Annotated in this window: 20 protein-coding genes and 1 tRNA gene; 9 read left to right on the top strand and 12 right to left on the bottom strand. The window is 44.3% G+C overall.

What is annotated here, in order from left to right; all coding sequences use genetic code 11:
- Positions 1 to 21: 21 nt before the first annotated feature.
- From VL525_RS03095 to VL525_RS03085, 3 genes are all read right to left on the bottom strand, one after another.
- Positions 22 to 1,107 (bottom strand): Glu/Leu/Phe/Val dehydrogenase, encoded by a 1,086-nt coding sequence (locus VL525_RS03095; RefSeq protein WP_325383196.1) that lies wholly within the window; start codon positions 1,105 to 1,107, stop codon positions 22 to 24.
- A 217-nt stretch (positions 1,108 to 1,324) separates the two neighbouring features.
- Complete coding sequence (locus VL525_RS03090) at positions 1,325 to 2,980, bottom strand: right-handed parallel beta-helix repeat-containing protein (protein ID WP_325383194.1); 1,656 nt, start codon at positions 2,978 to 2,980, stop codon at positions 1,325 to 1,327.
- Positions 2,981 to 3,329: 349 nt separating this feature from the next.
- Complete coding sequence (locus tag VL525_RS03085; RefSeq protein ID WP_325383190.1) at positions 3,330 to 4,727, bottom strand: right-handed parallel beta-helix repeat-containing protein; 1,398 nt, start codon at positions 4,725 to 4,727, stop codon at positions 3,330 to 3,332.
- 563 nt (positions 4,728 to 5,290) lie between these two features.
- Here VL525_RS03085 and VL525_RS03080 point away from each other — a divergent pair.
- Together VL525_RS03080 and VL525_RS03075 are read left to right on the top strand one after the other, a co-directional pair.
- Positions 5,291 to 7,078 carry an ABC transporter ATP-binding protein gene (locus VL525_RS03080; RefSeq protein ID WP_325383188.1) on the top strand — a complete coding sequence of 596 codons (1,788 nt, stop codon included), beginning with the start codon at positions 5,291 to 5,293 and terminating at the stop codon, positions 7,076 to 7,078.
- A 129-nt stretch (positions 7,079 to 7,207) separates the two neighbouring features.
- Positions 7,208 to 7,540 carry a DUF3276 family protein gene (locus tag VL525_RS03075; RefSeq protein ID WP_325383186.1) on the top strand — a complete coding sequence of 111 codons (333 nt, stop codon included), beginning with the start codon at positions 7,208 to 7,210 and terminating at the stop codon, positions 7,538 to 7,540.
- Positions 7,541 to 7,589: 49 nt separating this feature from the next.
- Here the strand turns inward: VL525_RS03075 and mgtE are convergent, their stop codons facing one another.
- Complete coding sequence (gene mgtE, locus VL525_RS03070) at positions 7,590 to 8,966, bottom strand: magnesium transporter (protein ID WP_325383184.1); 1,377 nt, start codon at positions 8,964 to 8,966, stop codon at positions 7,590 to 7,592.
- A gap of 212 nt (positions 8,967 to 9,178) precedes the next feature.
- On the opposite strand from mgtE, the gene ychF reads away from it, so the two are divergent.
- The 4 genes from ychF to VL525_RS03050 all read left to right on the top strand — a co-directional run bounded on the left by ychF (position 9,179) and on the right by VL525_RS03050 (position 13,445).
- Positions 9,179 to 10,282 carry a redox-regulated ATPase YchF gene (ychF, locus tag VL525_RS03065; RefSeq protein WP_325383182.1) on the top strand — a complete coding sequence of 368 codons (1,104 nt, stop codon included), beginning with the start codon at positions 9,179 to 9,181 and terminating at the stop codon, positions 10,280 to 10,282.
- Positions 10,283 to 10,480: 198 nt separating this feature from the next.
- Positions 10,481 to 11,968 (top strand): xylulokinase, encoded by a 1,488-nt coding sequence (locus tag VL525_RS03060; protein ID WP_325383180.1) that lies wholly within the window; start codon positions 10,481 to 10,483, stop codon positions 11,966 to 11,968.
- A 31-nt stretch (positions 11,969 to 11,999) separates the two neighbouring features.
- Positions 12,000 to 13,325: a xylose isomerase gene (xylA, locus tag VL525_RS03055; RefSeq protein ID WP_325383178.1), complete on the top strand. Its 1,326-nt coding sequence runs from the start codon at positions 12,000 to 12,002 to the stop codon at positions 13,323 to 13,325.
- 48 nt (positions 13,326 to 13,373) lie between these two features.
- Positions 13,374 to 13,445 (top strand) — tRNA-Arg (locus VL525_RS03050).
- A 39-nt stretch (positions 13,446 to 13,484) separates the two neighbouring features.
- On the opposite strand, the gene VL525_RS03045 is transcribed toward VL525_RS03050, so the two are convergent.
- From VL525_RS03045 to VL525_RS03035, 3 genes are all read right to left on the bottom strand, one after another.
- Entirely contained in the window at positions 13,485 to 14,435 is a 951-nt protein-coding gene (locus tag VL525_RS03045; protein ID WP_325383176.1) for a helix-turn-helix domain-containing GNAT family N-acetyltransferase, read from the bottom strand.
- 45 nt (positions 14,436 to 14,480) lie between these two features.
- Positions 14,481 to 14,864 carry a response regulator gene (locus VL525_RS03040; RefSeq protein ID WP_325383174.1) on the bottom strand — a complete coding sequence of 128 codons (384 nt, stop codon included), beginning with the start codon at positions 14,862 to 14,864 and terminating at the stop codon, positions 14,481 to 14,483.
- 146 nt (positions 14,865 to 15,010) lie between these two features.
- Positions 15,011 to 16,435: an MATE family efflux transporter gene (locus tag VL525_RS03035; protein WP_325383172.1), complete on the bottom strand. Its 1,425-nt coding sequence runs from the start codon at positions 16,433 to 16,435 to the stop codon at positions 15,011 to 15,013.
- Positions 16,436 to 16,457: 22 nt separating this feature from the next.
- Between VL525_RS03035 and VL525_RS03030 the strand changes: the two genes are divergently transcribed.
- Complete coding sequence (locus tag VL525_RS03030) at positions 16,458 to 16,583, top strand: hypothetical protein (RefSeq protein ID WP_325383170.1); 126 nt, start codon at positions 16,458 to 16,460, stop codon at positions 16,581 to 16,583.
- Between the two features lie 119 nt (positions 16,584 to 16,702).
- On the opposite strand, the gene VL525_RS03025 is transcribed toward VL525_RS03030, so the two are convergent.
- Positions 16,703 to 19,066, bottom strand: a complete 2,364-nt coding sequence (locus VL525_RS03025; protein ID WP_325383168.1) for an ABC transporter permease — start codon at positions 19,064 to 19,066, stop codon at positions 16,703 to 16,705.
- A gap of 181 nt (positions 19,067 to 19,247) precedes the next feature.
- Between VL525_RS03025 and VL525_RS03020 the strand changes: the two genes are divergently transcribed.
- Both VL525_RS03020 and VL525_RS03015 read left to right on the top strand, forming a co-directional pair.
- Positions 19,248 to 19,706, top strand: coding sequence for a hypothetical protein (locus VL525_RS03020; protein ID WP_325383166.1), 459 nt, complete (start codon positions 19,248 to 19,250; stop codon positions 19,704 to 19,706).
- Between the two features lie 37 nt (positions 19,707 to 19,743).
- Positions 19,744 to 20,100: a SnoaL-like domain-containing protein gene (locus VL525_RS03015; RefSeq protein ID WP_325383164.1), complete on the top strand. Its 357-nt coding sequence runs from the start codon at positions 19,744 to 19,746 to the stop codon at positions 20,098 to 20,100.
- Here VL525_RS03015 and VL525_RS03010 read toward each other — a convergent pair.
- The 4 genes from VL525_RS03010 to VL525_RS02995 all read right to left on the bottom strand — a co-directional run bounded on the left by VL525_RS03010 (position 20,090) and on the right by VL525_RS02995 (position 22,518).
- Positions 20,090 to 20,635: a DUF4199 domain-containing protein gene (locus VL525_RS03010; RefSeq protein WP_325383162.1), complete on the bottom strand. Its 546-nt coding sequence runs from the start codon at positions 20,633 to 20,635 to the stop codon at positions 20,090 to 20,092. The genes VL525_RS03015 and VL525_RS03010 overlap by 11 nt on opposite strands.
- Before the next feature lie 110 nt (positions 20,636 to 20,745).
- A complete protein-coding gene (locus tag VL525_RS03005; protein ID WP_325383160.1) occupies positions 20,746 to 21,213 on the bottom strand; it encodes a response regulator transcription factor in 468 nt (155 codons plus the stop codon).
- A 149-nt stretch (positions 21,214 to 21,362) separates the two neighbouring features.
- Entirely contained in the window at positions 21,363 to 21,746 is a 384-nt protein-coding gene (locus VL525_RS03000; protein ID WP_325383158.1) for a DUF3037 domain-containing protein, read from the bottom strand.
- Positions 21,724 to 22,518: a HipA family kinase gene (locus VL525_RS02995; RefSeq protein ID WP_325383156.1), complete on the bottom strand. Its 795-nt coding sequence runs from the start codon at positions 22,516 to 22,518 to the stop codon at positions 21,724 to 21,726. Before VL525_RS02995 ends, VL525_RS03000 begins: the two co-directional genes overlap by 23 nt.
- Positions 22,519 to 22,595: the final 77 nt, after the last annotated feature.

The following is a 22,595-nucleotide window of genomic DNA, read 5'->3' as shown; positions in this document are numbered from 1 at the left end:
CTGCGGCGGACTGTTTATGATTTAATAGGTTGATTTTACTTTCTTAATATCTGCAATTCGTTTTTCTGCAATTTTGTTTGCTGCCTCAATGGTCGAAATCTTTTCGGCCTTTGAAAGCTTTAAAACGTTTCTCGTCGCTTCATAAATATTCTCGGTTAGCTGCAGGGTGCGTTTTTTACTGAACCCCATTAACTCCGAATAGCAGTTGATAACACCGCCTGCGTTTATAACGTAATCAGGTGCGAACAATATCCCCTTTTCAAGCAGCATACGCCCTTGTTCGTACTCATCATCCAACTGGTTATTAGCCGAACCTGCAATGATAGAATACTTAAGTTTATCAATTGTTTGCGCGTTGATGGTAGCTCCCAACGCGCAGGGCGAATAAATATCAGCTTCGATATCAAAAATAGTATTATTTGATATTGCCTGGGCGCCATATTTTTTCGCCACCTGTACGGTACGCTCCTCGTTTATGTCGCTCACATACACCATGGCATTCTCATCTCGCAGCAAGCGCACCAGGTTTTCGCCAACATGGCCTATCCCCTGCACCACTACCGATCTGCCAGCTATACTATCGTTACCATACAGCTCTTTTACTGCTGCTTTTATGCCCATAAATACCCCAAGCGCAGTAATTGGTGACGGATCTCCGCTACCGCCTATCGATTCGGGCACACCCATTACATATTGGGTCTCCATGCGGATATATTCCATATCACGTGGATTGGTGCCCACGTCCTCAGCAGTAATAAACTCGCCGTTCTGGTTTTTGATGAAACGCCCGAATTTGCGCAACAAGGCCTCCGACTTGTCCTTGCGTGCATCACCTATAATAACTGCTTTGCCGCCCCCAAGGTTCAGACCGGCAACGGCCGCTTTATAAGTCATGCTTTTTGATAAACGAAGTACGTCGTTAAGGGCATCTGCCTCTGTTTTATAAGCCCACATACGTGTGCCGCCTAAAGCCGGCCCCAACGTAGTATCATGAATAGCGATTATGGCTTTAAGACCAGTATGCGGATCATTGCAAAAGACAATTTTTTGATGTCCGAAGGCATGCATCTGATCAAACAGTGATTCGCTGGCGTTTTGGGCTGACATTATTAGTAGTAAATGTACCCGTTCAGGGTACCGACAAAAGTATAGGTTTTTTTGATTGCCACAAACTTAATTTAGCTTCTGGTTAAATAGATTGACATTTTATATTTCACTATTTTGCTTAAATGCTTTGATCAGCAAGGGAAACACCTACCATAATAACAGAAAAACCGGTGCTCTGCGGGGCGCCGGTCTCTCGATCTACATTTTATCTATTTGTTTATAGCGATACTACGATATTTGAACCTACCGACGCGCCATTTTCCACAACTTTAGCCAATGCTGTCGGAACGCCGCTGACAGTTACACCACTCATGGTTACGTTATTTGTTACCAGGCCGCTTTGGGCGCTGTATATTGTAATTACGCAAGATTTAAAATTAGTCACCGAACCGCCCGTCATGCTAAAATTGCCCGGGCAGGTATCCAGCATCACGGCCATCGATGCAATACCATTCCCGATGAATGTAGTATTTTGCACCTTTACTATATTGGTATTCATCAGGTTGATCGCCTTACCGCTTTTTGCCGCAGTTAAAGTACAACTGGTGATTGTAATGTTCTGGCAGCCTTTATAAGCCTCAATACAGTCAGATCCTGTACCCGAAACAATATCTCCATTAAGGGTAATGTCGCTACTGCCGTATGTACCGTCCAAAAGTATCCCGATATTGATAGCACTGGTAATTATGTTGTTTTTTGTAGAACAAAGTTTACAGTCTGCAAATTCCAGGGCCTCGGCGTCTGAGCCGCTGAATTTATTTGCCGATACAGTTATCCCTGATGACCGCACTACGCTGCAACCTATTGAGCCTGCGATGAATGTGTTATTACTGATCACACTGTTAGTCATATAACGCACTTCGATCCCCTCAGCGCTCCAGTCTGCCGGCTTTACAGGCATCTTGAAAACATTGCCTGTGATGGTCCAATTTGAAGTTACCACCGCGGGATTATTTGAACTGCCCCTGATAGCTACTCCCGATTCCGAAATTGTAGCGGCAGGCAACATGCTTTGATCAACTACATTATTACTGAAAACACCACCTGAGGTATTTCCTGTTTCGGCGTCAAAATAAAACCCCATATAGCCATTTGTGGTAATAGTACAATTAGTAATTGAAGGGTTATTGCGCGCGCCAACCACTACAATGCCGTAGGATGGGAACGATGATATAGTTACATTTGATATAGTTGCATTGTCGGCATATATGGCCATGCCCTGAACCCCATTTGGGTTTCCTAACGCCGAACTGCTCCAAATCCCGGTTACACTACCGTTTGTTACAGTCGCCCCCGAGGTCACAAGGGCAACTCCCGTGCCGGATGTGCGGGTCATGTGAATAGTCGATCCGTTTAAATCAAAGTTATACGTTACCCGCAGGCCTGTTACATTATAAGTTTTGCCAGGTGTTAGTGTTACATCACCTACATTCAGGTATTTCTGCAACACCTGGGTATCGTCATGAACGCCATCGGCATAAACTCCTGTCATCATAGTTGGGGTAGCAGTGGTTATAGGCGGCGGAGTTGTGGTTGTTGGCGGGGTTGTCGGCGTTGTTCCGGTACCACCCGATGTAGGAGTAGTTGTTTTAACAGTCGCGCTGCCCGAAGTTGCTGACACGGCTCCCGTAGGTGTTGATGTTTTAGTAGTTGCGCTGCCACCAGTAGTTGGACCAGTTGTAGTTTTAGTTCCGGTTGAAGCACCGTTAGGTACCGAACTGCCTGCTGCGCCTGCAACTGCTGCAGTATCAGTGCTGGTTGTGCCAGTAGATGTTGTTTGCTGCGCCGGAGTGATCGGATCAAGCCCGTCTTTCTTACAGGAGAAAGATAGTATCAAACAAAAAAGTCCCAAAACCGCTGTAATCTTCCTCATACTTTGAGTAGTTTGAATCAATCAGGTAGAATTGGGTACTTATACCAGCTTTATTACTCAAAAGTTGCAAAAAAATAGAGGGATTTTTCTTAATAATTAATATTTTTTTTATTTAATACATTGATTATCAATGATATAAAAAAAGTCACCTAAAGTGACATATATTTTTTTAAATACCTTAAATAAGGCATAAAAAGGAGTGTTTCTGAGGGAAATTCAATAAATATTCCCTTGAAAACACGGAGCTTAGGAAACTAAATGCGACTTATTAGGTAAAGGTGCGGACGAAATAAAAAAAGGCCGGCATCTAATTGATACCGGCCTTCCGTTGATGTTTATTTAATTACTTTTAAAGCTTAACCAAGATGTTTGCTCCAAGATAGGTGCCGTATTCAAGCACCGAGAGCAGCCCTTTGGGCACACCACTGATAGTAACTCCACTCATGGTAACATTGTTTGTTGTCATGCCCTGTTTGGAATTATATATACAGATCACAGCTTGCTTGAAATTACTTGCCGAACCTCCCGTCATTGCCAGGTTGCCCGGGCAATTATCTAACATAATAGCAGCTGCTGCCGTACCGTTCCCTTTAAAGGTTACATTTTGAATTTTAACCTGGTTTGTACTTTGCAGGTTAATTGCTTTGGTATTTGCACTCGCTGTTAAAGTGGCGCCATTAACAATAAGGTTATAGGTATTGTTGTAAGCATGTATGCACTCTTCAACTGTGCCCGATATTTTGTCGCCGGTTAGGGTTATGCCATTGCAGCCCGAACTACCGTCAACGAGTATCCCAACACCGCCAGAGCTTGTAATCGTATTATTTTGAGATGAGCAACTTTTGCTGTCGGCAAACTCCAGTCCTTCTTCAATTGAACCGCTAAATTGGTTCCACGAAGCTGTAACGCCCGAGCACCTTACGATACTACAACCGATTGAACCATTTGTAAATGTATTAACGCTTATGGTGCTATTTGTCATGTATCGTACTTCCATGCCCTCAGCATTCCAGTTTGAGGGCCTATATGGCATTTTAATAACGTTACCTATAATTGACCAGCCGGAAGTTATGATACTTGGATTATTGGAACTTCCCCGGATAGCCACGCCGGATTCATTGATTGCCGAAGCAGGTATCGCACTACGGTCGACTGTGTTGTGACTGAACACGCCGCCAGAGGTGTACTTAGTTTCAGCATCAAAATAAAAGCCCAAATAGCCTGTATTTTTAATAAGGCAATAGGTTACCGATGGCTTGTTAACAGCGGCCACCAATATGCCATAGGCAGGGAATGATGCAACTGTTACTTTTGAGACCGAGCAATTATCTGCTGCGATGTACAAACCGGCAGCACCGTTAGCATCTGCTGCCTGCGATGTGGTCCAGCTTCCTTTGATAGTGCCATTGGTAATGCTGGCGCCATAACCGGTCATGCGGATAGGGTACCCATATTTGGCAGTGACATAAATAGTTGCCCCATTTAAATTTAATGCATGAGTAATCCGAAGTGAGCTTACATTATAAGTTCTTCCGGCCACCAGGGTAACATTGCCTGCATTTAACTGGTTTTGCAATGTGTAGGTGTCGTCGGTAGTGCTTGCGTTACTAAGCAACGCGTCGTTTTTAAACGCACTTGAATCTGATGTTGATGTAGTAGGTGTAACGTTGTTGTCTTTCTTGCAGGACGCCAAAGAAAGTCCAAGGATCAGGCATAGCGATCCCAAAAATGCTGCTGTTTTTTTCATTTTAATTAATCAGGTAGTTTGCCAGCCTTTTTTTAAGCGTACAAGGCGGCAAAAGTTAAAAAATCTGTTTTTTGATGTTATTTAATTATAGATAGTAAAAGATAACGGATCGCGATTTGCGAGAGAACGATCTGTAATCAGTTATTTTCTGGAAAAAAGATTTGATGTTACCCTTACGGGATGATATTCTATTTTATGGAAAAACCCTGAGCGTAATAGATGCAACAGAGTCACGGGGTGCCTGGTCTGTTTCATTAGTTAATTAATTTAAGGATGGACAAATGTACGAATCATTTTCAGAAACACCACCTCAATAGTTAATTTTATTTCCAAATAATGGTTATATTTTAATTATAAATACATGTAATAATATCCGATATCAATGAAAATAGCGGCATCATATTTACTATACAGGCGACAGAGGGCGTTTTGGGATATTACAATATTGTATAAAGTACACTAAAACGAATCGTCAAGAAATTGTTAAAATATCAACGGCTGACCAGACCAGCGCTTGACTCAGGCCCTCCCTCTTTAAAAAAGCATACCTTTGTTAATACCGGATGAGAAGTCTTGCATACCTCAATAAGTTTCTTTACAAATACCGCTGGCGACTGATACCAGGGATCTTATTCGTTATTATATCCAATATCTTTGGTGTACTGCCGGCTAAAGTGATCGGTATGGCCTTTGACCTGGTTCGCGAGAATATCTCTGTCTACCAGCTTTTCGCCGGCTTTGACAGGCAATCCATGATCTACAGCATTTTTGGTTATAGCCTGCTGCTTTTTGGCGTACTGGTGCTCCTGCTGGCCTTACTCCGGGGGCTGTTTCTGTTCTTTATGAGGCAAACTATTATTGTAATGTCGCGGCACATCGAGTACGATCTGAAAAACGAAATATACGAACACTACCAACAGCTTTCGCTCGCGTTTTATCGCCGTCACAATACAGGCGACCTCATGAACCGAGCAACCGAAGATGTAAGCCGGGTGCGCATGTACCTGGGTCCTGGCATTATGTATACCGTTAATACGGTCATATTATTTATCATGGCCATTGCCATTATGCTTACAGTGAATATTAGGCTGGCTGTATTTTCAATACTTCCCCTGCCTATCCTGGCGGTGACGATCTATTATGTAAATAACATCATCAACTTCCGCAGCGAGAAGATACAACAACGGCTGTCGGCATTGTCAAGTTTTGTGCAGGAGAATTTTTCGGGCATCAGGGTGATCAAATCCTATGTGCGCGAAAATTCTGTGCGGGAAAGCTTTGTTCATGAGAGCGAAAATTATAAAACGCACTCCATGGCGCTGGTTAAAGTCCAGGCGCTTTTTTATCCTACTATGCTGCTGCTGGTGGGCCTTAGCAACGTTATCGTGATGTATGTAGGTGGCGTGGAGGTGATGAAAGGCAACATAACCCCAGGCAATATTGCTGAATTTATCGTTTACCTTAATATGCTTACGTTCCCGGTAATGGCGTTGGGATGGGTTACGTCACTGGTTCAGCGCGCCGCGGCCTCGCAAAAACGCATCAACGAATTTCTGCACGAAAAGCCCGAAATTACGTCACCCAACGTTCCGGCTGTTATAATAAAAGGCCGTATCAGCTTTAAAAATGTTTCATTTACCTACCCGGATACAGGTATAAAAGCATTAAAGAACGTCACGTTTACTGCTGAACCAGGCGAGATGATAGCCATAATAGGCCGAACGGGATCGGGGAAATCGACCATTGCCAATTTAATTATGCGGATGTACGATTGCACGGGCGGAGAGATCGATATAGACCATGCCCCCATCCGGCAATTAAACCTCGACAGTTACCGGTCACAGATAGGTTTTGTGCCGCAGGAAGTCTTCCTATTTTCAGATACGATAGCGAATAATATCGCCTTTAGCGCTGATAACTTAGACATGGCCAAAATTGAACAGGCGGCCCGGGATGCAGCAGTGTACGGCAATATTATGGAGCTTGAAAAGGGCTTTGAAACTTTGATAGGCGAACGTGGGGTTACGCTGTCAGGCGGACAGAAGCAACGGGTTTCCATTGCAAGAGCCATTATGAAACATCCCCAGGTACTGATCTTTGATGATTGCCTCTCTGCGGTAGACACACGCACCGAGGAAGAAATATTGAGAAACCTTGGAGGCATTATGCAGGGAAAAACAAGCATCATCATAGCTCACCGCATCTCGACCATCAAAAACGCGGATAAAATTTTGGTGATGGATAACGGCGAAATAGCCGAACAAGGCACCCATGATGAGTTAATGGAGCGAAGGCAGATTTATTTTGAGTTATACGAAAAACAGCTGCTGGAGGAAGAAGAAAACGCCTGATCGTTAACTAATACTATAAAAATATCGACTATTCATTGAAAAAAACACAACAATATTGTTTTTAATACTTGTACTTTGAAAATTTATTTATATTTATGCCGGGTAAAAAACAAATTACAATTATTTAACATGGGTGATTTTGACAACAGAGAACGTGAAGAGGTTTTTTCGAAAAAGGTTAGGGCTGGGAAGCGGACTTATTTTTTTGATGTAAAGGCGACACGATCAAACGATTATTATATTACCATAACCGAAAGCAAAAAACGTTTGGAAGATGGTGTATTCATCAAACATAAGATCTTCCTTTACAAGGAGGACTTTGAAAAATTTGCCGAAGGTTTGAAAGACACGGTGGAATATATCAAAGCCAACCAGGAAGTTACCGAAAAAAGGTATGAATTCAGCGAAACGCCTGAAGTGGCTAAAACCGTAGATGAGGACGACTTTTCCTTCGAAATTTAAAAGCTAACTAAACTAATACATGATACGAACCCGCCCGAAGCGGGTTTTTTTATTTGGCATGCATCAACGAACCGAATATGAGCATCGCTATATTGAAATAGATCATCAGTCCGGTCACATCAACCAGGGTTGCTACAAACGGAGCCGACGATGTGGCAGGGTCGAAACCAAGTTTCTTAAGTGCGATAGGCAGCATAGATCCCGCTAGTGAGCCCCATAACACCACGCCAATCAGTGCAAAACATACGGTAAAGGCCATTAACAGCCAATGTGCGCCATAAACATTGCTGAATGTGGTCCATACTGACACACGTAAAAATCCAATAATTCCCAATATAACACCAAGCATAAGGCCCGAGAGTATCTCGCGCCGCATAACCCGCCACCAGTCAGCCAGCTTTACTTCGCCCAAAGCCATCGCCTGGATAATTAATGTCGAAGCCTGCGAACCGCTGTTCCCTCCGCTTGAGATGATCAGCGGGATAAAGAATGCCAGCATAGTTACGGCCTCCAGTTCGCCACCGTAGGATTGCATCGCGGTGGTAGTCAGCATTTCGCTCAGGAAAAGAATGATGAGCCATCCTATGCGCTTTTTAACCAGCCTGAACAGATTAATATCAAGGTAGGGCTCATCTAATGCTTCGGTACCACCTATCTTTTGAATGTCTTCGGTATATTCTTCATTGGCTATCCAAAGAATGTCGTCTACTGTTACGATGCCCAGCAGGATGTCTGCATCGTCGGTCACGGGTAGCGCCGTGCGGTTGTTCATCCTGAACACATTAATAGCTTCTTCCTGCGGGTCGTTCACGTTTAATGCGATCAGGCGGCTGTCCATCAGGTCATTTACCTTGGTTTCCGGGTCGGCCAGCAATATCTCACGTATCCTGATGTCATCGATCAACGCCCCATTGCTATCTATAACGTAAACCACATCGATGGTTTCAGAGTCCCTTCCATATTTGCGTATGTGCGCAAATACCCGCTCCATGTTCCAGGTCTTTTTTACTGTAATATAATCGGGGGTCATCAGCCTCCCTACGCTATCCTCTTTATAACCTAATAAGCGCAAAGCTTCCCTGCGGTCGTCGGCAGGTAACTGCTGTATTAGTACCTTTACGGTATCGCCATGCATTTCGCTGAATAGTGCGGTACGATCATCTGGAGGCAACTCATAAATAAGCTCGCGTACTTTAGCTCCTGAAACTTTTTTTAATATCCTTTCCTGGGTTGGAAAATCAAGTATGCGGAAAACATTTACCGCGCGGTTAATTAAAAGCAGATCAATAAATAAAGGGCCATGTTCCGGAAATTCACCTATCAGAACCTCTACGTCCGATATGTTCAGGTTGTTTAAATATTCCCGGAGTGCTTCTTGATCGCTATTCTCCAGCAATAGTTCTATCTGTTCAACCATTTCTTCCATAAAAAAGGCCCTCGTGTTTACATTGGTGAGTACTTAAATTTGCTGCGGGTAACGCAGGCAAAAGTCGTTTATTTTTTCAAAAATACAAGCCCGGTTTTTTCTTTTATCTTTGCGCCCGAAATAGAGCCGGGATACAAGGATCGGGTGCCATGACTATACAGATGACAGCCTGATCTTGACTCATGGTTCTGAATCTTGATTCTGAAAAAAATATGGGACTTCAATGCGGGATAGTAGGATTGCCAAATGTGGGTAAATCAACACTTTTTAATTGCTTATCAAATGCCAAGGCACAGGCGGCCAATTTTCCGTTCTGCACAATAGAGCCTAATGTGGGTGTGATCACAGTACCAGATGAGCGCCTTACCAAATTGGTTGAAATAGTCGAACCCAAAAATACCGTTCCGAATGTTATCGAGATCGTTGATATAGCGGGCCTCGTAAAGGGCGCCAGCAAGGGTGAAGGCCTCGGTAACCAGTTTTTAGCGAATATCAGGGCGACCAACGCTATCATACACGTGCTCCGCTGTTTTGATAATGACAACGTGATCCATGTAGACGGTTCTGTCAACCCTATTCGGGATAAAGAGATCATCGATACTGAATTGCAGTTAAAGGATCTTGATTCGATCGAGAAAAAGATCAACAAGATCGAAAAAATGGCTAAGACAGGCGGCGATAAGGAAGCCAAAAAGGCTTTTGATGTACTGACCATTTATAAAAATCATTTGCTGTCCGGAAAATCTGCCCGTACCGCTCCTGTTGCGGAAGAAGACAAAGAATATATCGAGGATATCTGGCTGCTGACAGCCAAGCCGGTGCTTTATGTTTGTAATGTGGACGAAGGTTCCGTCAACACCGGCAATGCTTACGTTGAAAAAGTAAAGGCTGCTGTAAAGGAAGAAAATGCTGAAGTGTTGATCATTTCGGCGCAAATCGAATCTGAAATAGCGCAATTGGAAACCTATGAAGAACGCCAGATGTTTCTTGACGACTTAGGTCTTGCAGAATCGGGCGTAAACAAACTGATCAAGGCCGCTTACAGGCTGCTTAACCTGGCTACCTATTTTACAGCAGGCGTGCAGGAGGTTCGTGCCTGGACCATCACCCAGGGCTTTACCGCCCCACAGGCGGCAGGCGTTATACATACCGATTTTGAAAAAGGATTTATTCGTGCCGAAGTTATCAAATACGAAGACTTTGTGAAATATAATGGCTCGGAAGCTGCTATTAAGGAAGCCGGCAAAATGGCCATTGAAGGCAAAACCTACATTGTGCAGGACGGCGATATTATGCATTTTAGGTTTAACGTATAAAAAGATCTTATTTTTATCAAAAAGGCTTAGAATTCATCTAAGCCTTTTTTATTTCTGCTCCGCGGCCGATAGATCGTGAAAAAATGTATCGATTACATTTATTCTTATGGAATTGATATTGTGATTAAAAAAATAATTTAAATTCGCTGTCACTATTCACCAGTTTTATAAACTTATTCTTAAGCTAAATCAAAAGGCATGCTGCTATTAGGTATCGATATTGGCACTTCATCCATCAAAGTTTCGGTGGTCGATCCGGAAACGCAGGCAGCCATAGCTTCAGCCCAATACCCTGATGAGGAAAGCCCTATACTTGCACCCCAACCCGGCTGGGCCGAACAATCGCCAGATATGTGGTGGTTGCAGGTGCAGCAGGCCATTCAATTGTGCAATAAAAGCGGCAAATATGACCCCAACGACATTTCGGCCATAGGGATTGCTTATCAGATGCATGGGTTGGTATTGGTAAACAAAGATCAGCAGGTATTAAGAAACAGCATTATTTGGTGCGACAGCCGTGCGGTGGAAACAGGCGAAAAAGCTTTCAAAGCCATCGGTGAAAAGAAATGCCTTGAACGCCTGCTTAATTCGCCGGGCAACTTTACTGCATCCAAGCTGGCCTGGGTAAAACAAAATGAACCGGATGTTTATGACCAGATCGACAAGATCATGCTGCCTGGCGATTTTATCGCGATGCGGTTGACCGGTGCAATAACCACATCCGAATCTGCCTTATCAGAGGGTATATTTTTCGATTTCAAAGAAAATAAGCTCTCGAAAGACATCATCAAATATTTTGGATTCAGTACTCCGTTTTTCCCTGAAGTACAGCCTGTATTTTCCAATCATGGTGAATTATTACCTGCAATAGCAAAAATATTGGGCCTGAAGGCTGGCATACCTGTGGCCTATAAAGCAGGTGATCAGCCCAATAATGCTTTATCATTAAATGTACTTAACCCGGGCGAAGTAGCCGCAACAGCCGGCACGTCGGGAGTAATTTATGGTGTAAGCGACAAACTTGCATACGACCCGCAATCGCGCGTAAATACGTTCGCGCATGTTAATTATACCGAAAAACAAAAACGCCTGGGTGTATTGCTTTGCATTAACGGGACAGGCAGGTTATACAGTTGGGTTAAAACACTGTTTGGTCCATCGGTCAGTTATACGCAAATGAACGAAAAGGCGGCGCAGTCCCCTTCCGGAAGCTACGGACTGCGTATTTTACCTTTCGGTAATGGTGTGGAACGGATGCTGAATAACAAACCGATTGGCGCTCATTTTCACAATATCGACCTGAACGTACATAGTAAAGAGCATATCATGCGTGCCGTGCAGGAAGGCATTGCCTGCGCATTTCGCTATGGCCTGGATATCATGCGCGAAAACGGCATGAATCCATCCGTCATCCGTGCCGGCAAAGCCAACCTTTTTCTGAGTGATCTTTTTGCTGAAATATTTGTAAATGCCACCGGCGTGCCGGTCGAACTTTATAAGAACGACGGCAGTGTGGGTGCGGCACTGGGCGCCGGCATCGGATCGAAAGTGTTTACTTCGCCTGCTGAAGCTTTTAGCAAAATGGAAAAGATAAAAGTAATTGAACCGGCATCGAACAATAAGTTTGAACCGGTATACCAGGATTGGAAAAATCTGCTGCTGGAACACCTTAAAATCAATCAATAATTCAATAAATCAATCATTCAATAACTAAGACATGATACTCACTGGTGAAAAAGAATTTTTCAAAGGCATAGGACAGGTAAAATACGAAGGTCCGCAAAGTGATAACCCATTGGCATTCCGCTGGTACGATGCGGATAAAATGGTTGGCGGAAAGACCATGAAGGACCACCTGCGCTTTGCCTGCGCTTACTGGCACTCCTTCTGTGGCTCGGGTGCTGATCCTTTCGGCGAACCAACCCACCTTTTTCCGTGGAATGAAAAGGCTGACGCGGTTGAAAGGGCCAAAGATAAAATGGACGCAGCGTTCGAGTTCATTACCAAGATGAACCTGCCCTATTATTGCTTTCATGATGTTGATGTAGTTGATTACACCAACGACATCAACGAAAATGACAGGCGCCTGCAGGCTATGGTTGAATATGCTAAGCAAAAGCAAGCCGCCAGCGGTGTCAAGTTGCTTTGGGGTACGGCTAACCTATTCTCTAACCGCCGCTATATGAACGGCGCTTCTACCAACCCCGACTTTCATGTGCTGACACATGCCGCAGCCCAGGTTAAAGCCGCATTAGATGCAACTATCGCTTTAGGTGGCGAGAATTATGTATTCTGGGGCGGCCGGGAAGGCTATATGACTTTGTTGAATACTGATATGAAACGCGAGCAGGAACATTTTGCGCAATTCCTTCATCAATCAATAGCTTATGCACGCAAGCAGGGATTTAAGGGAACGTTCTTCATCGAGCCTAAACCATGCGAGCCAACCAAACATCAGTATGATTATGACGCAGCTACCGTGTTGGGTTTTTTGCAGAAATATGACCTGTTGGACGACATGAAATTGAACCTGGAGGTAAACCACGCTACTTTAGCCGGTCATACGTTCCAGCACGATCTGCAGGTGGCCGCTGATGCCGGTTTGTTGGGTTCGATAGACGCCAACCGTGGTGATGCGCAAAATGGATGGGATACCGATCAATTCCCTAATAATATCAATGAAGTGGTGGAATATATGCTAATCATACTGGAAGCCGGTGGGTTTGCTGGCGGCGGCATCAACTTCGACGCCAAGATTCGCAGAAACTCAACCGATACAGCTGATCTTTTCTATGCGCATATTGGTGGTATGGATATTTTTGCAAGGGCGTTGGTGATAGCGGACCAGGTACTACAAAAATCGGATTATAAAAAGGTAAGGAAAGACAGGTATGCTTCGTTCGACAGCGGAACAGGCAAGGCCTTCGAAGAAGGAAAAGTATCGCTTGAAGCACTTAGAGATTACGCAGTAGCTAATGGCGAACCAAAAACCATCAGCGGCAGGCAGGAATACCTGGAGAACCTGATCAATCGTTACATATAAGTTTCCGTTCTAATTCCGGGGCAAATTGATATATTTGCCCCGGTTATTGTTCCCGTAGTTCAACGGATAGAATGTCAGATTCCGGTTCTGATGATATGAGTTCGAATCTCGTCGGGAACACGTCAAAATATAAAGCTGTCTTAATCAGGACAGCTTTTTTTATGAATGAGCTTTAATTAAATCTGATCTTATCAAATCATACCTTTGCTCGGTTAGCTCTTTATCAAATGCCTTTGATGGCTTCTCTTCCGTAAGTTGAAAACCATACCTTTTATATAACGCGGTAGCTGTCTGTTGTTCATTGGTGGTCCACAAATAAGCAGCGGATAATCTTTGCTCCTTTAAATACTCCATAAAGCTATCCATTAGTTTTTTACCTAATCCCATTCCACGGTATTCCTCCAGCAGGATAAAGTATCGGAGCTGCGCACTTTGGCCGCGATTTACTGCGGCAAGGAAACCCACAATCTTACCCAGATGCTCACATATCCATACCCTGTCCTTATACGGATTATACTGATGTGCAAATTCGCCCAGGCTTTCCAATACATAACCTTCGAAATTTAACCCATAGCTGCATTCTTCGGCATATACCTTTCCATGCAGGAAAGCTATATAACCAAGGTCGCCGGGCAACAACGTCGTACGAATATTGATCTCGTCCGGCTTAATCTTTTTGCCGGGCTTCAACGCTTCCATTATGCCCGACATATCCAGGCCCAGTTTTTTCTTTTGACCGTTTGACAACGGAGCGATCAGATTATTTATTTGTTCGTTCGAGGCCTTGTTGAGCATTCCGAACTCCTTCTCCCCTTTTTCTGTCAATGAAAGTATAACTGCCCGTGCGTCGTTACCTGATCGTTTACGAATAATGAGCTTATCTTTTTCAAGTTTTTTTAGCAGGCGGCTCAGATAACTTTTGTCGATATGCATTTTATCGATTATTTGAGATGCCTGAATATTTCCCGCGTTATTTATCTCGAATAGAATGCGGGCTTCGACAAGCGCGTAGGGACTATCCAGCAAATGCTGGTCGAGCAGCCCGATAATATCCGTGTAGAAGCGATTAAAGCTCCTGATGTCACGAATAATGGCATTATGATCATTCATGATACAAAACTGCAATAAATAGTTGACTTTGTCAACTATTTATTATCAAGCCATCAGCTCGTGAAGAAATTCCCGTGTAAGCGGTTTGATTATGAACGAGTCGACAAAAGAATAGGTCTTTGACTTTTTAATATCATGCGGAGCGATAGATGAAGAAACTATATAGACATGAATGGCCTTCCGAAGCGAATCGTATATTTTTTTGTAATCATTTAAAAAATCCCACCCATTGTAGCCCGGCATGTTTAAATCGACAAAAATATAATCGGGCAGTTGTTCGGGATTTTCCTTGTTCTCTTCAAGGAAATCAAGTGTGGCTTTGGCATCTGTGCTTGAAACTACATCCTTTACAACGCTGTATTCTCTCAGCATTAATTGGGAAATTTTATGGTACATGGGATCGTCGTCGATCAAAATAAGCTTGCTCATAGGTTTATAGGTGAAAGGAAAGACGGGGGGAGACCTTAATATAAAGATAAGGTATAAAATTGCCAAAAGGCAAACAACTTTTGCACATATTAACAGCTAAGAAATTTCTATATTAACTATTAATACACACAAAAGTTGTTGCATCACTAAACTTTTACTTTCTTCCAGTTTCCGCGTTTAAAAAGCAGGTAGCTGGTTATCGCAATAAACGTTTGAGAGATTGGAATGGCAATAAATACGCCTGTTGTTTCCCAATGAAAGGTTTTGGCCAGCACATATGCCAGTGGCACCTGGAACAGCCAGAAACCGATGAAATTCAATTTAGTTGTCGCCCAGGTGTCGCCCGCTCCGTTAAAAGCGCTCATCATTACCATACCGATACCATAAAAAATATAACCCGTACTCATAATTAGCAGGGCTTTAGAGGCTATTTGGCGTACCGCTGCATCATTTGAAAAAATTGCGGCGAGCAGGCCGCTGGCTGCCAGGCTTATAAGCGTTACAAAGCCCATATAGATCATATTGTATTTTATGGTTTTGTATACTGAATCCTCCGCACGCTCAGGCTGTTTTGCTCCCAGGTTTTGGCCTACCAGCGTGGCCGCAGCATTGCTCATGCCCCATGCCGGCAGCATGAAAAACAGCAATAATCGGATGGCTGTTTGGTAACCTGCCGACCCCTCATCGCCGCCTACGTTGGCCACCAGCCCTGATAAAAATATCCAGCTGCACGATCCGATGGTAAACTGGAAGATGCCGGGCAGCGCTATCTTCAATATTGCTTTGGCCTGCTCCCAATGGGGCCTTAAATATGCGATTCGCGCCTTAATCAGGTTTCTGCCATTGAAAAGGTGATAGACCTGGTAACATACGCCGATGCCACGACCGATAGTTGTGGCAATAGCCGCACCAGTTACCCCCAGACCAGGAAACAAGCCCAGGCCATTAACCAATAACGGGCAAAGGATAATATTAGCAATATTGGCTATCCACAAACTACGCATGGCTATGGCCGCGTTACCTGCACCCCGGAATATACCGTTGATCAAAAACAGCAGCACGATGATGATCGTCTCGCCCATCATGATACGGGTATAATTTACGCCCATCCGTATCGTTTCGGCAGTTGCGCCCATGATCTTCAAGATATCCGAAGCAAAATAAAATCCGGCGCCACCGATCAGAATATTGATAATTAAAGCGATGGAAATAGTCTGCATACCTGCTTTTGCCGCGTCTACGGGATTATGTTCGCCCATGCGTCGGGCTACAACGGCGGTGGCGGCCATGCTTAAACCGATTGCCAGCGAATAGATGATAGTCAGTACCGATTCGGTCAATCCCACGGTTTGTACAGCATAACTGCTGTTTTTTAAATGGCCCACAAAAAAGAGATCGACTATGGCAAATACAGATTCCATCACCATTTCCAGCATCATCGGGATGGCCAATAACAATACCGCGCGGCGTATACTGCCTTTGGTAAAATCGTGATTTCCGCCTTTTAGGGCTTGTTTTAGAAGTGAGAATGTCCTCGATAGCTTACCTGGAGCCGGTTGAAATGTTGTCATGAAAAATAGAGTAACGTAAAAAATGAAACCAGTCAGCCAGGGGCTGACGAACAAAGAAGCGGATGTGGTAGTCCAGGTTAGAACCTTAGACGGACTGCTGCTATTATCATGGCGCGGCGTTATTGGAGTGACAAAGGTATGCGATTAGTTTTTTAAGTTCCTAATAAAATAAAAACTTGTCGTAAACACGCCTGCGCCGGGTGTGTTTGCTCAAAAAAGGCTCCGTACAAAGAGCCTTTTTTAACATTATGAATTGGAGAAGGTGATCTATTCGCTTCTTAAGCTTTTAACCGGATTTGTGACCGCAACTTTAATTGTTTGATAACTGATGACCAATAAAGCGATCAATAAAACAGCGAAAACGGGCATTACCAATAGCCACCAGCTAACCGAAATATGGTAGGCATAACCGTTGAGCCATTTGTTCATGATAAACCAGGCTAATGGTACGGCCAGCAATGCGGCTATGGCAATCAGTTTAACAAAATCTTTTGCTAATAAGACAAACAACTGCCGAAATGCAGCGCCAAGCACTTTTCGGATGCCGATCTCTTTGGTACGCTGCATAGCCACCAGGTAGGCAAGGCCGTAAAGGCCAAGGCACGCGATCAATATGGACAGTATGGTAAAATAATTAAAAAGCCTTATAGTGGTCATATCCTTTTGATAGGTGGAGTTGAAATCTGCATCCAAAAAATTACTATCGAACGGAAAATCCGGAAAATAGCTATGCCAGGTATCCTGTACTTGTTTAACCTTGTTCGGGTCTATTTTTACTAAGATCGACATCGGCTTCATAGAAGTGTATACCATCACAAGCGGTGCGATTGGATTATGCATAGAAGCATAATGAAAATTTTTGACAACGCCCACTACCGTTCCCTTATGATCAAATCCTTCAATGGACTGCCCGACCGGGTTCTTCCACCCTACCAGGCTTACAAAAGCTTCGTTTACAATAAAAGCCTGCTTCTTGTCGGTAGGCATATCGGCCGAAAAATTACGCCCTGCTACGAGATGCATGCCCAGCAATGGCATAAATTTTTCATCCACAGAAAAGTAATTGGACATGGTTTCCCTTTTAACGCCGTTCACGGTAGTCAGCGTAGTTGCTTTGGGGGCCATATCCGTATTCCCGGCAGAGAAGCCTGTCTGGATAGCTGTTGCTTTAACTGCACTCATTTGTTTTAAGGCATTATCGAACGCTTTGACATTAAGCAGCGCCACCGAATCATCGGGCAAGGCAATATTCAAAACCTGGTTACGGTTGTATCCCAACGACTTATGTTCAACATAGTTTATCTGCCGGTTCATAATGAATGCGCCGGCTATCATGACCGTCGCGATGGCAAATTGGGTTACAGTGATCACTTTTCGCAAGGTCAGCCCCTTAGACATTTGCCTGAAGTTGGCCTTCAATGCCGTTACCGGCTGAAAGGCAGACAATACAAATGCAGGATAAAGGCCCGTCAACAGCGAGGAAGCCAGTACAACGGCGCAAATCGCCCAAAAACTATAGGTCGACCAGGTGAGCCCGACCTTTGCCTGGAGCAAACTGTTTAAAAACGGCAGCATCGCAAACATCAATCCTAAGCCTATGGCCAGCGCAATGGTAGTGACGAAAAATGATTCAAACAGGAACTGCCTGATAAGGGCCGGCCGCAGCGCTCCGTTTACTTTGCGTACACCAACTTCTCTTGCTCTTTCAGTAGCCCGAGCTGTAGACAGGTTAATGTAATTCAGAAGGGCAATAACCAATATCACTACAGCCAGCACCGAAAAAATATAGATGAGTTGTTTATCCCCTTTTGGCGTATCGCCCAGGTAGCCTGTGGCAAAGTGTACATTGTTAAGCGGCTGAATGGTAAACTTGATGGAATATTTCACGGCGCCCATTTTGTTTAGCTCGGGCTGGATGTCGTGTTTGGATATCACATCCAATTTCCTTTGAAAATTTACCAGGTCGGGTTTTTGCTTGAAAAGAACAAAGGTATATACCGCAAAATCATCCTCCATCCATTTGGTTATTTTTGAAAACTCCGGCGACAAAAGTGCGCTAACCTTCAGGTCAGAATTTTCGGGCAAATCCTCAAGCACCCCGGTCACCTGGTAAAGCACCTTGTTAAAAGTTATGTTTTTACCCACGGCGCTTTGATCGCCAAAATATTTCTTAGCCAGTGATGCGGAAAGCACCATTTTATGCGGACCGGCAAGCGCCCGTTTGGGATCGCCTTCCTTGAATTTCCAGCTGAAAACGTCAAACACATTTGCATCGGCCTTGTAAACATGGTCCTCTGTAAATAAATGGTCGTTCACCTTCATTACCGCACGCGCGGGTTCAAAACGCACGGCGGTCTCTATTTCAGGATAAGTTCTTAAAGTAGCTGCCAAAAGTGTTGGCGAAGGCGCCGCGGCTACATTATCATTCTCCGGGGTGCGCATAATATTTGCTACGCGAACTATCCTGTTCTTTTTGAGGTTGTAAGTATCAAAGCTTAATTCATAATTCACATAAAGTGATATAAGCAGGCAGGCAGCAATGCCGATGGACAGGCCGCCGATATTGATCAGCGAGAAAACTTTGTGGCGAAGCAGGTTTCGCCAGGCGATCTTTAGGAAATTTTGGAGCATACGGAGAGGCGTTTGATTATCAAATGTAAACAGCGAAACACTGATCGCACACTGATTAACAACTGTTTAACACATTTTAACAACAATTAACAATTGCACCCGGGCAGATATATATTAAATATTGGCGGTGATTTTAAAAATTATATTTAATATTATGCTTCAATAACCAACCACATAAACCATGCGATACCTGTTCATTTTTCCTGCCGCCCTGCTGGCGCTTGCATCATGCAAACAAAAAACTGAAACTGCTGAAACGGCATCAACTAAATCGCCCCTGAACGGCTCATGGCGGTTAGTTAGCAGTAAATCCATCACCAAAGACACCGTTGATACGTCGCCTAAAGCCGGCATTGAAACGGTAAAATTGTACAACGACACCCATTTTACATTTTTTACCCATGACACAAAAAAGGGGAAGATAGACACACCTATTTTTACGGCCGGCGCGGGAACTTATACACTTTCGGGTGATAAATACACCGAATACCTGCAATATTGTAACGCCCGCGAATGGGAAGGTCATGATTTTGATTTCACTATGGCCCTGAAAAACGACACGATGACCCAGCGCGGCGTCGAAAAAGTTCCGGGTGTGGTGGATCATGTCATCATAGAGACATACGTGAAGATGAAATAAACCAAAACCGAAGCAGCGACGTTACTTAATAAAGTGTATGCCTGATATAAAACAAATCGCCGACAAGCTGATCAAGCTTTGCAACGAACAAAAGTTCGTAGAAGCTTACCGTGAGCTATTTGGCGAGGAAGCCGAGAGCATCGACCCCTTATACCCGATAATGCCCCCGGCGAGGGGGCTTATAACTTTGATAGAACGCGAAAGGCAGTTTTTAGCCAAGGCGCAGATACATAGTATCATCTTCTCGGAGCCGTTAATAAGCGGCAGCTATTTCACCGTCAAACTAACCATGAGCTTTACCCACGCAGACCGGGGCGAGGTAAACATGGAAGAGCTTTGCGTTTACCAGGTTAAAGGCGGCAAAATAATAAGCCAGCAGTTTTTCATTGGCTGACAGGGCTTGCCAAAACACCGCTTTCCTGTCCCGGTTTGCGTTTTAGAATAAGCGCAGCAACCAGCGAAACCAACACGCCTACAGGAAATATCTCTATTAAGGTCATAAATGCGTGGACAAGCGGGTTATGGATCAACTTTTTCAGCTGTTCATATTCCTGCGACTTTGCTTGTACCTGTGCTAATGGAGCACCCGCTGCTTTCAGCTTGGCTACCTGGTGAATTTCACATTTGTCGTAAAAATCGGGAAAGAACACGTAGTATTCGATCATCCATCCCATAACGTATATGGCCGAAGCGATCAGCGTTATACCGAAACCGATCTTAAAGGCCTTGCCAAACGAGATAATGCCGCCATTTTTATCGCGGCTCACCTTTATATTCACAAAAATAAGCGAAAACCCCACCAGCATGGTGGTGTATCCAAACACCATGCTGCCCGCGCTATCGGTATCGTAGATCATAGCCATACCGGTGAGCATAACGCCGGTAACCAATAGCCCGGCTATTGCACCGTAAATAATTGTCTTTTTCATTGCCTTAAAGTTTTTAGTTGGGCAAAATTGTGTAAGGAACTGCAAATCGCGGTCATACTTTCGGGTGATTTTAAGCAGCAGCACCCGATTTAGTACTAAAGTATGAATATTTAGGGTATAAGCCCAAGCCTTTTGCCGGTCTCCACAGCCTGGGTGCGACGCCTCACATCCATTTTACCGAATAGCTGCGCCGAATGTGTTTTGATGGTATTGAGCGAAACAAACAGCTTGTCTGCTATTTCCTGGTTGCTCAGGCCTTCGGCCATTAATTGCAATACTTCCAACTCACGTTTGCTCAGGTTCAGGCGTTTTAGTTCGGCCTCATTAAGAACAAATTCCGTAGACGGCGACAGGCGTACTTCCTTCTCGATAATTACTGTCTCCACTTTTGGTCTGCGTAGTTTTGCGGCGATCCAGATACCCAGCCCGGTAAACAATAGTGCGATGATGCCGATGTAAGTGTCCATTTGATCGTCAGCCAGCACATAGCGTATTTCGAACCATCTGATAATAAAAATGATAGCGGCCAGCGCAATGCCGTAAAGAATGGTTTGTTTATAGCGGGATAGGAATGTCAAAATTCAATTTTTATCCGGAAATAAAAATGCTAAAAAACAACGTCATTTCGAACGATAGTGAGAAATCTTAGACTACCTATAAGCCGGGGCACTCGCTTGTATAAGATTTCTCCGCCTATCGGCGATCGAAATGACAACCGGTGAAAGCCTTACAATACCTGTTCGTTATATAATTTCTGTAACGTTTCAGCCGGATCCTCACATAAACCAGGGTGCACTTTGGAAGTTTGCACCACGGTACTGCGTGTTGCTGTAAGCCATCGAAAACGCGAAGCCAGGTCAAGCTGAGCTATCGGTCCGCCATCTTTACTGCCACGACATATTTCAGCAAAAGAATGCAGATGAGCTTTAATTTCGGCGACATCGATACGGTTGGAAAATGAACACAGGCGGCTCTCATCGATGGTGCACAAGCATTGCAGAAATTTGAGTTTAGGACAATAGAGTATCACTCCTGCATTCAGGAATTCCTCGCGTTCTACCTGGGGCACCACGCGGATAACGGCGTACTCAAACAAGTTGCTCTCTTGCATTTTGTGCTTCCTTTACAAAAATACCCGATGCGGCTATACGTGTATTTAAAAATTGAGTGTAAATATCCCGTACTTCATCCGGGCTTTCCTGCCATTCGCTTTGCAGCCATACATCCGGAATGAGGGAGACGATAGCATCTATACGTTCCGGTGTCAATATTTGCTTTAATTCTTCATCGGCCCCTTCCAGTTCCGTTGCCCTTGGTAGTAAAACATGATCTTTCACCTGCAAAAATGGCCTCACAGCCTGCTCCTGCCAGTTATCCCATGAATGGTGGAAATATAAGGCGGCGCCATGGTCTATCAGCCAAAGTTCCTTGTTCCAGGTGAGCATATTGGTATTGCGTGGTGTACGGTCGACATTGGTCAGCAAACAATCCATCCATACGATCTGCGATGCCAAATGGTAGGACACATGCATTACCGAAGGATCGAACGTAATAGCTCCTGATAAATAATGTAATCCTAAATTCAGTCCCACACTGGCTTTCAGCAGGTCCTGTATCTCTTCATCCGGTTCGGAGCGGCCGAAAGCTGTATCGAGATTGGCAAAAACGAGTTGCGGAACCTTAAAACCCAACGCCCGGGCTATTTCTCCACCTATCAGTTCGGCTATTAAAGCTTTCACGCCCTGCCCCGCACCACGGAATTTGATCACATAAAGGAAACCATCGCCGGCTTCGGCGATAGCAGGCAGCGAGCCTCCTTCGCGCAACGGGGTTACATAGCGGGTTACGTTAACGGTGCGTAATTCGGGTTTGATGAAATTCATTTTTCAGCCGGCAACAAAGCTATAAAATATGACGGGTAAAAAAACAAAAGCCACCCCGCATTACCAGGGTAGCTTCA

The organism is Mucilaginibacter sp. (genome assembly GCF_035492695.1).
Classification (GTDB): domain Bacteria; phylum Bacteroidota; class Bacteroidia; order Sphingobacteriales; family Sphingobacteriaceae; genus Mucilaginibacter.
The sequence above is the reverse complement of the archived record's forward strand: the minus strand, read 5'-3'. Positions and strand labels throughout refer to the sequence as shown.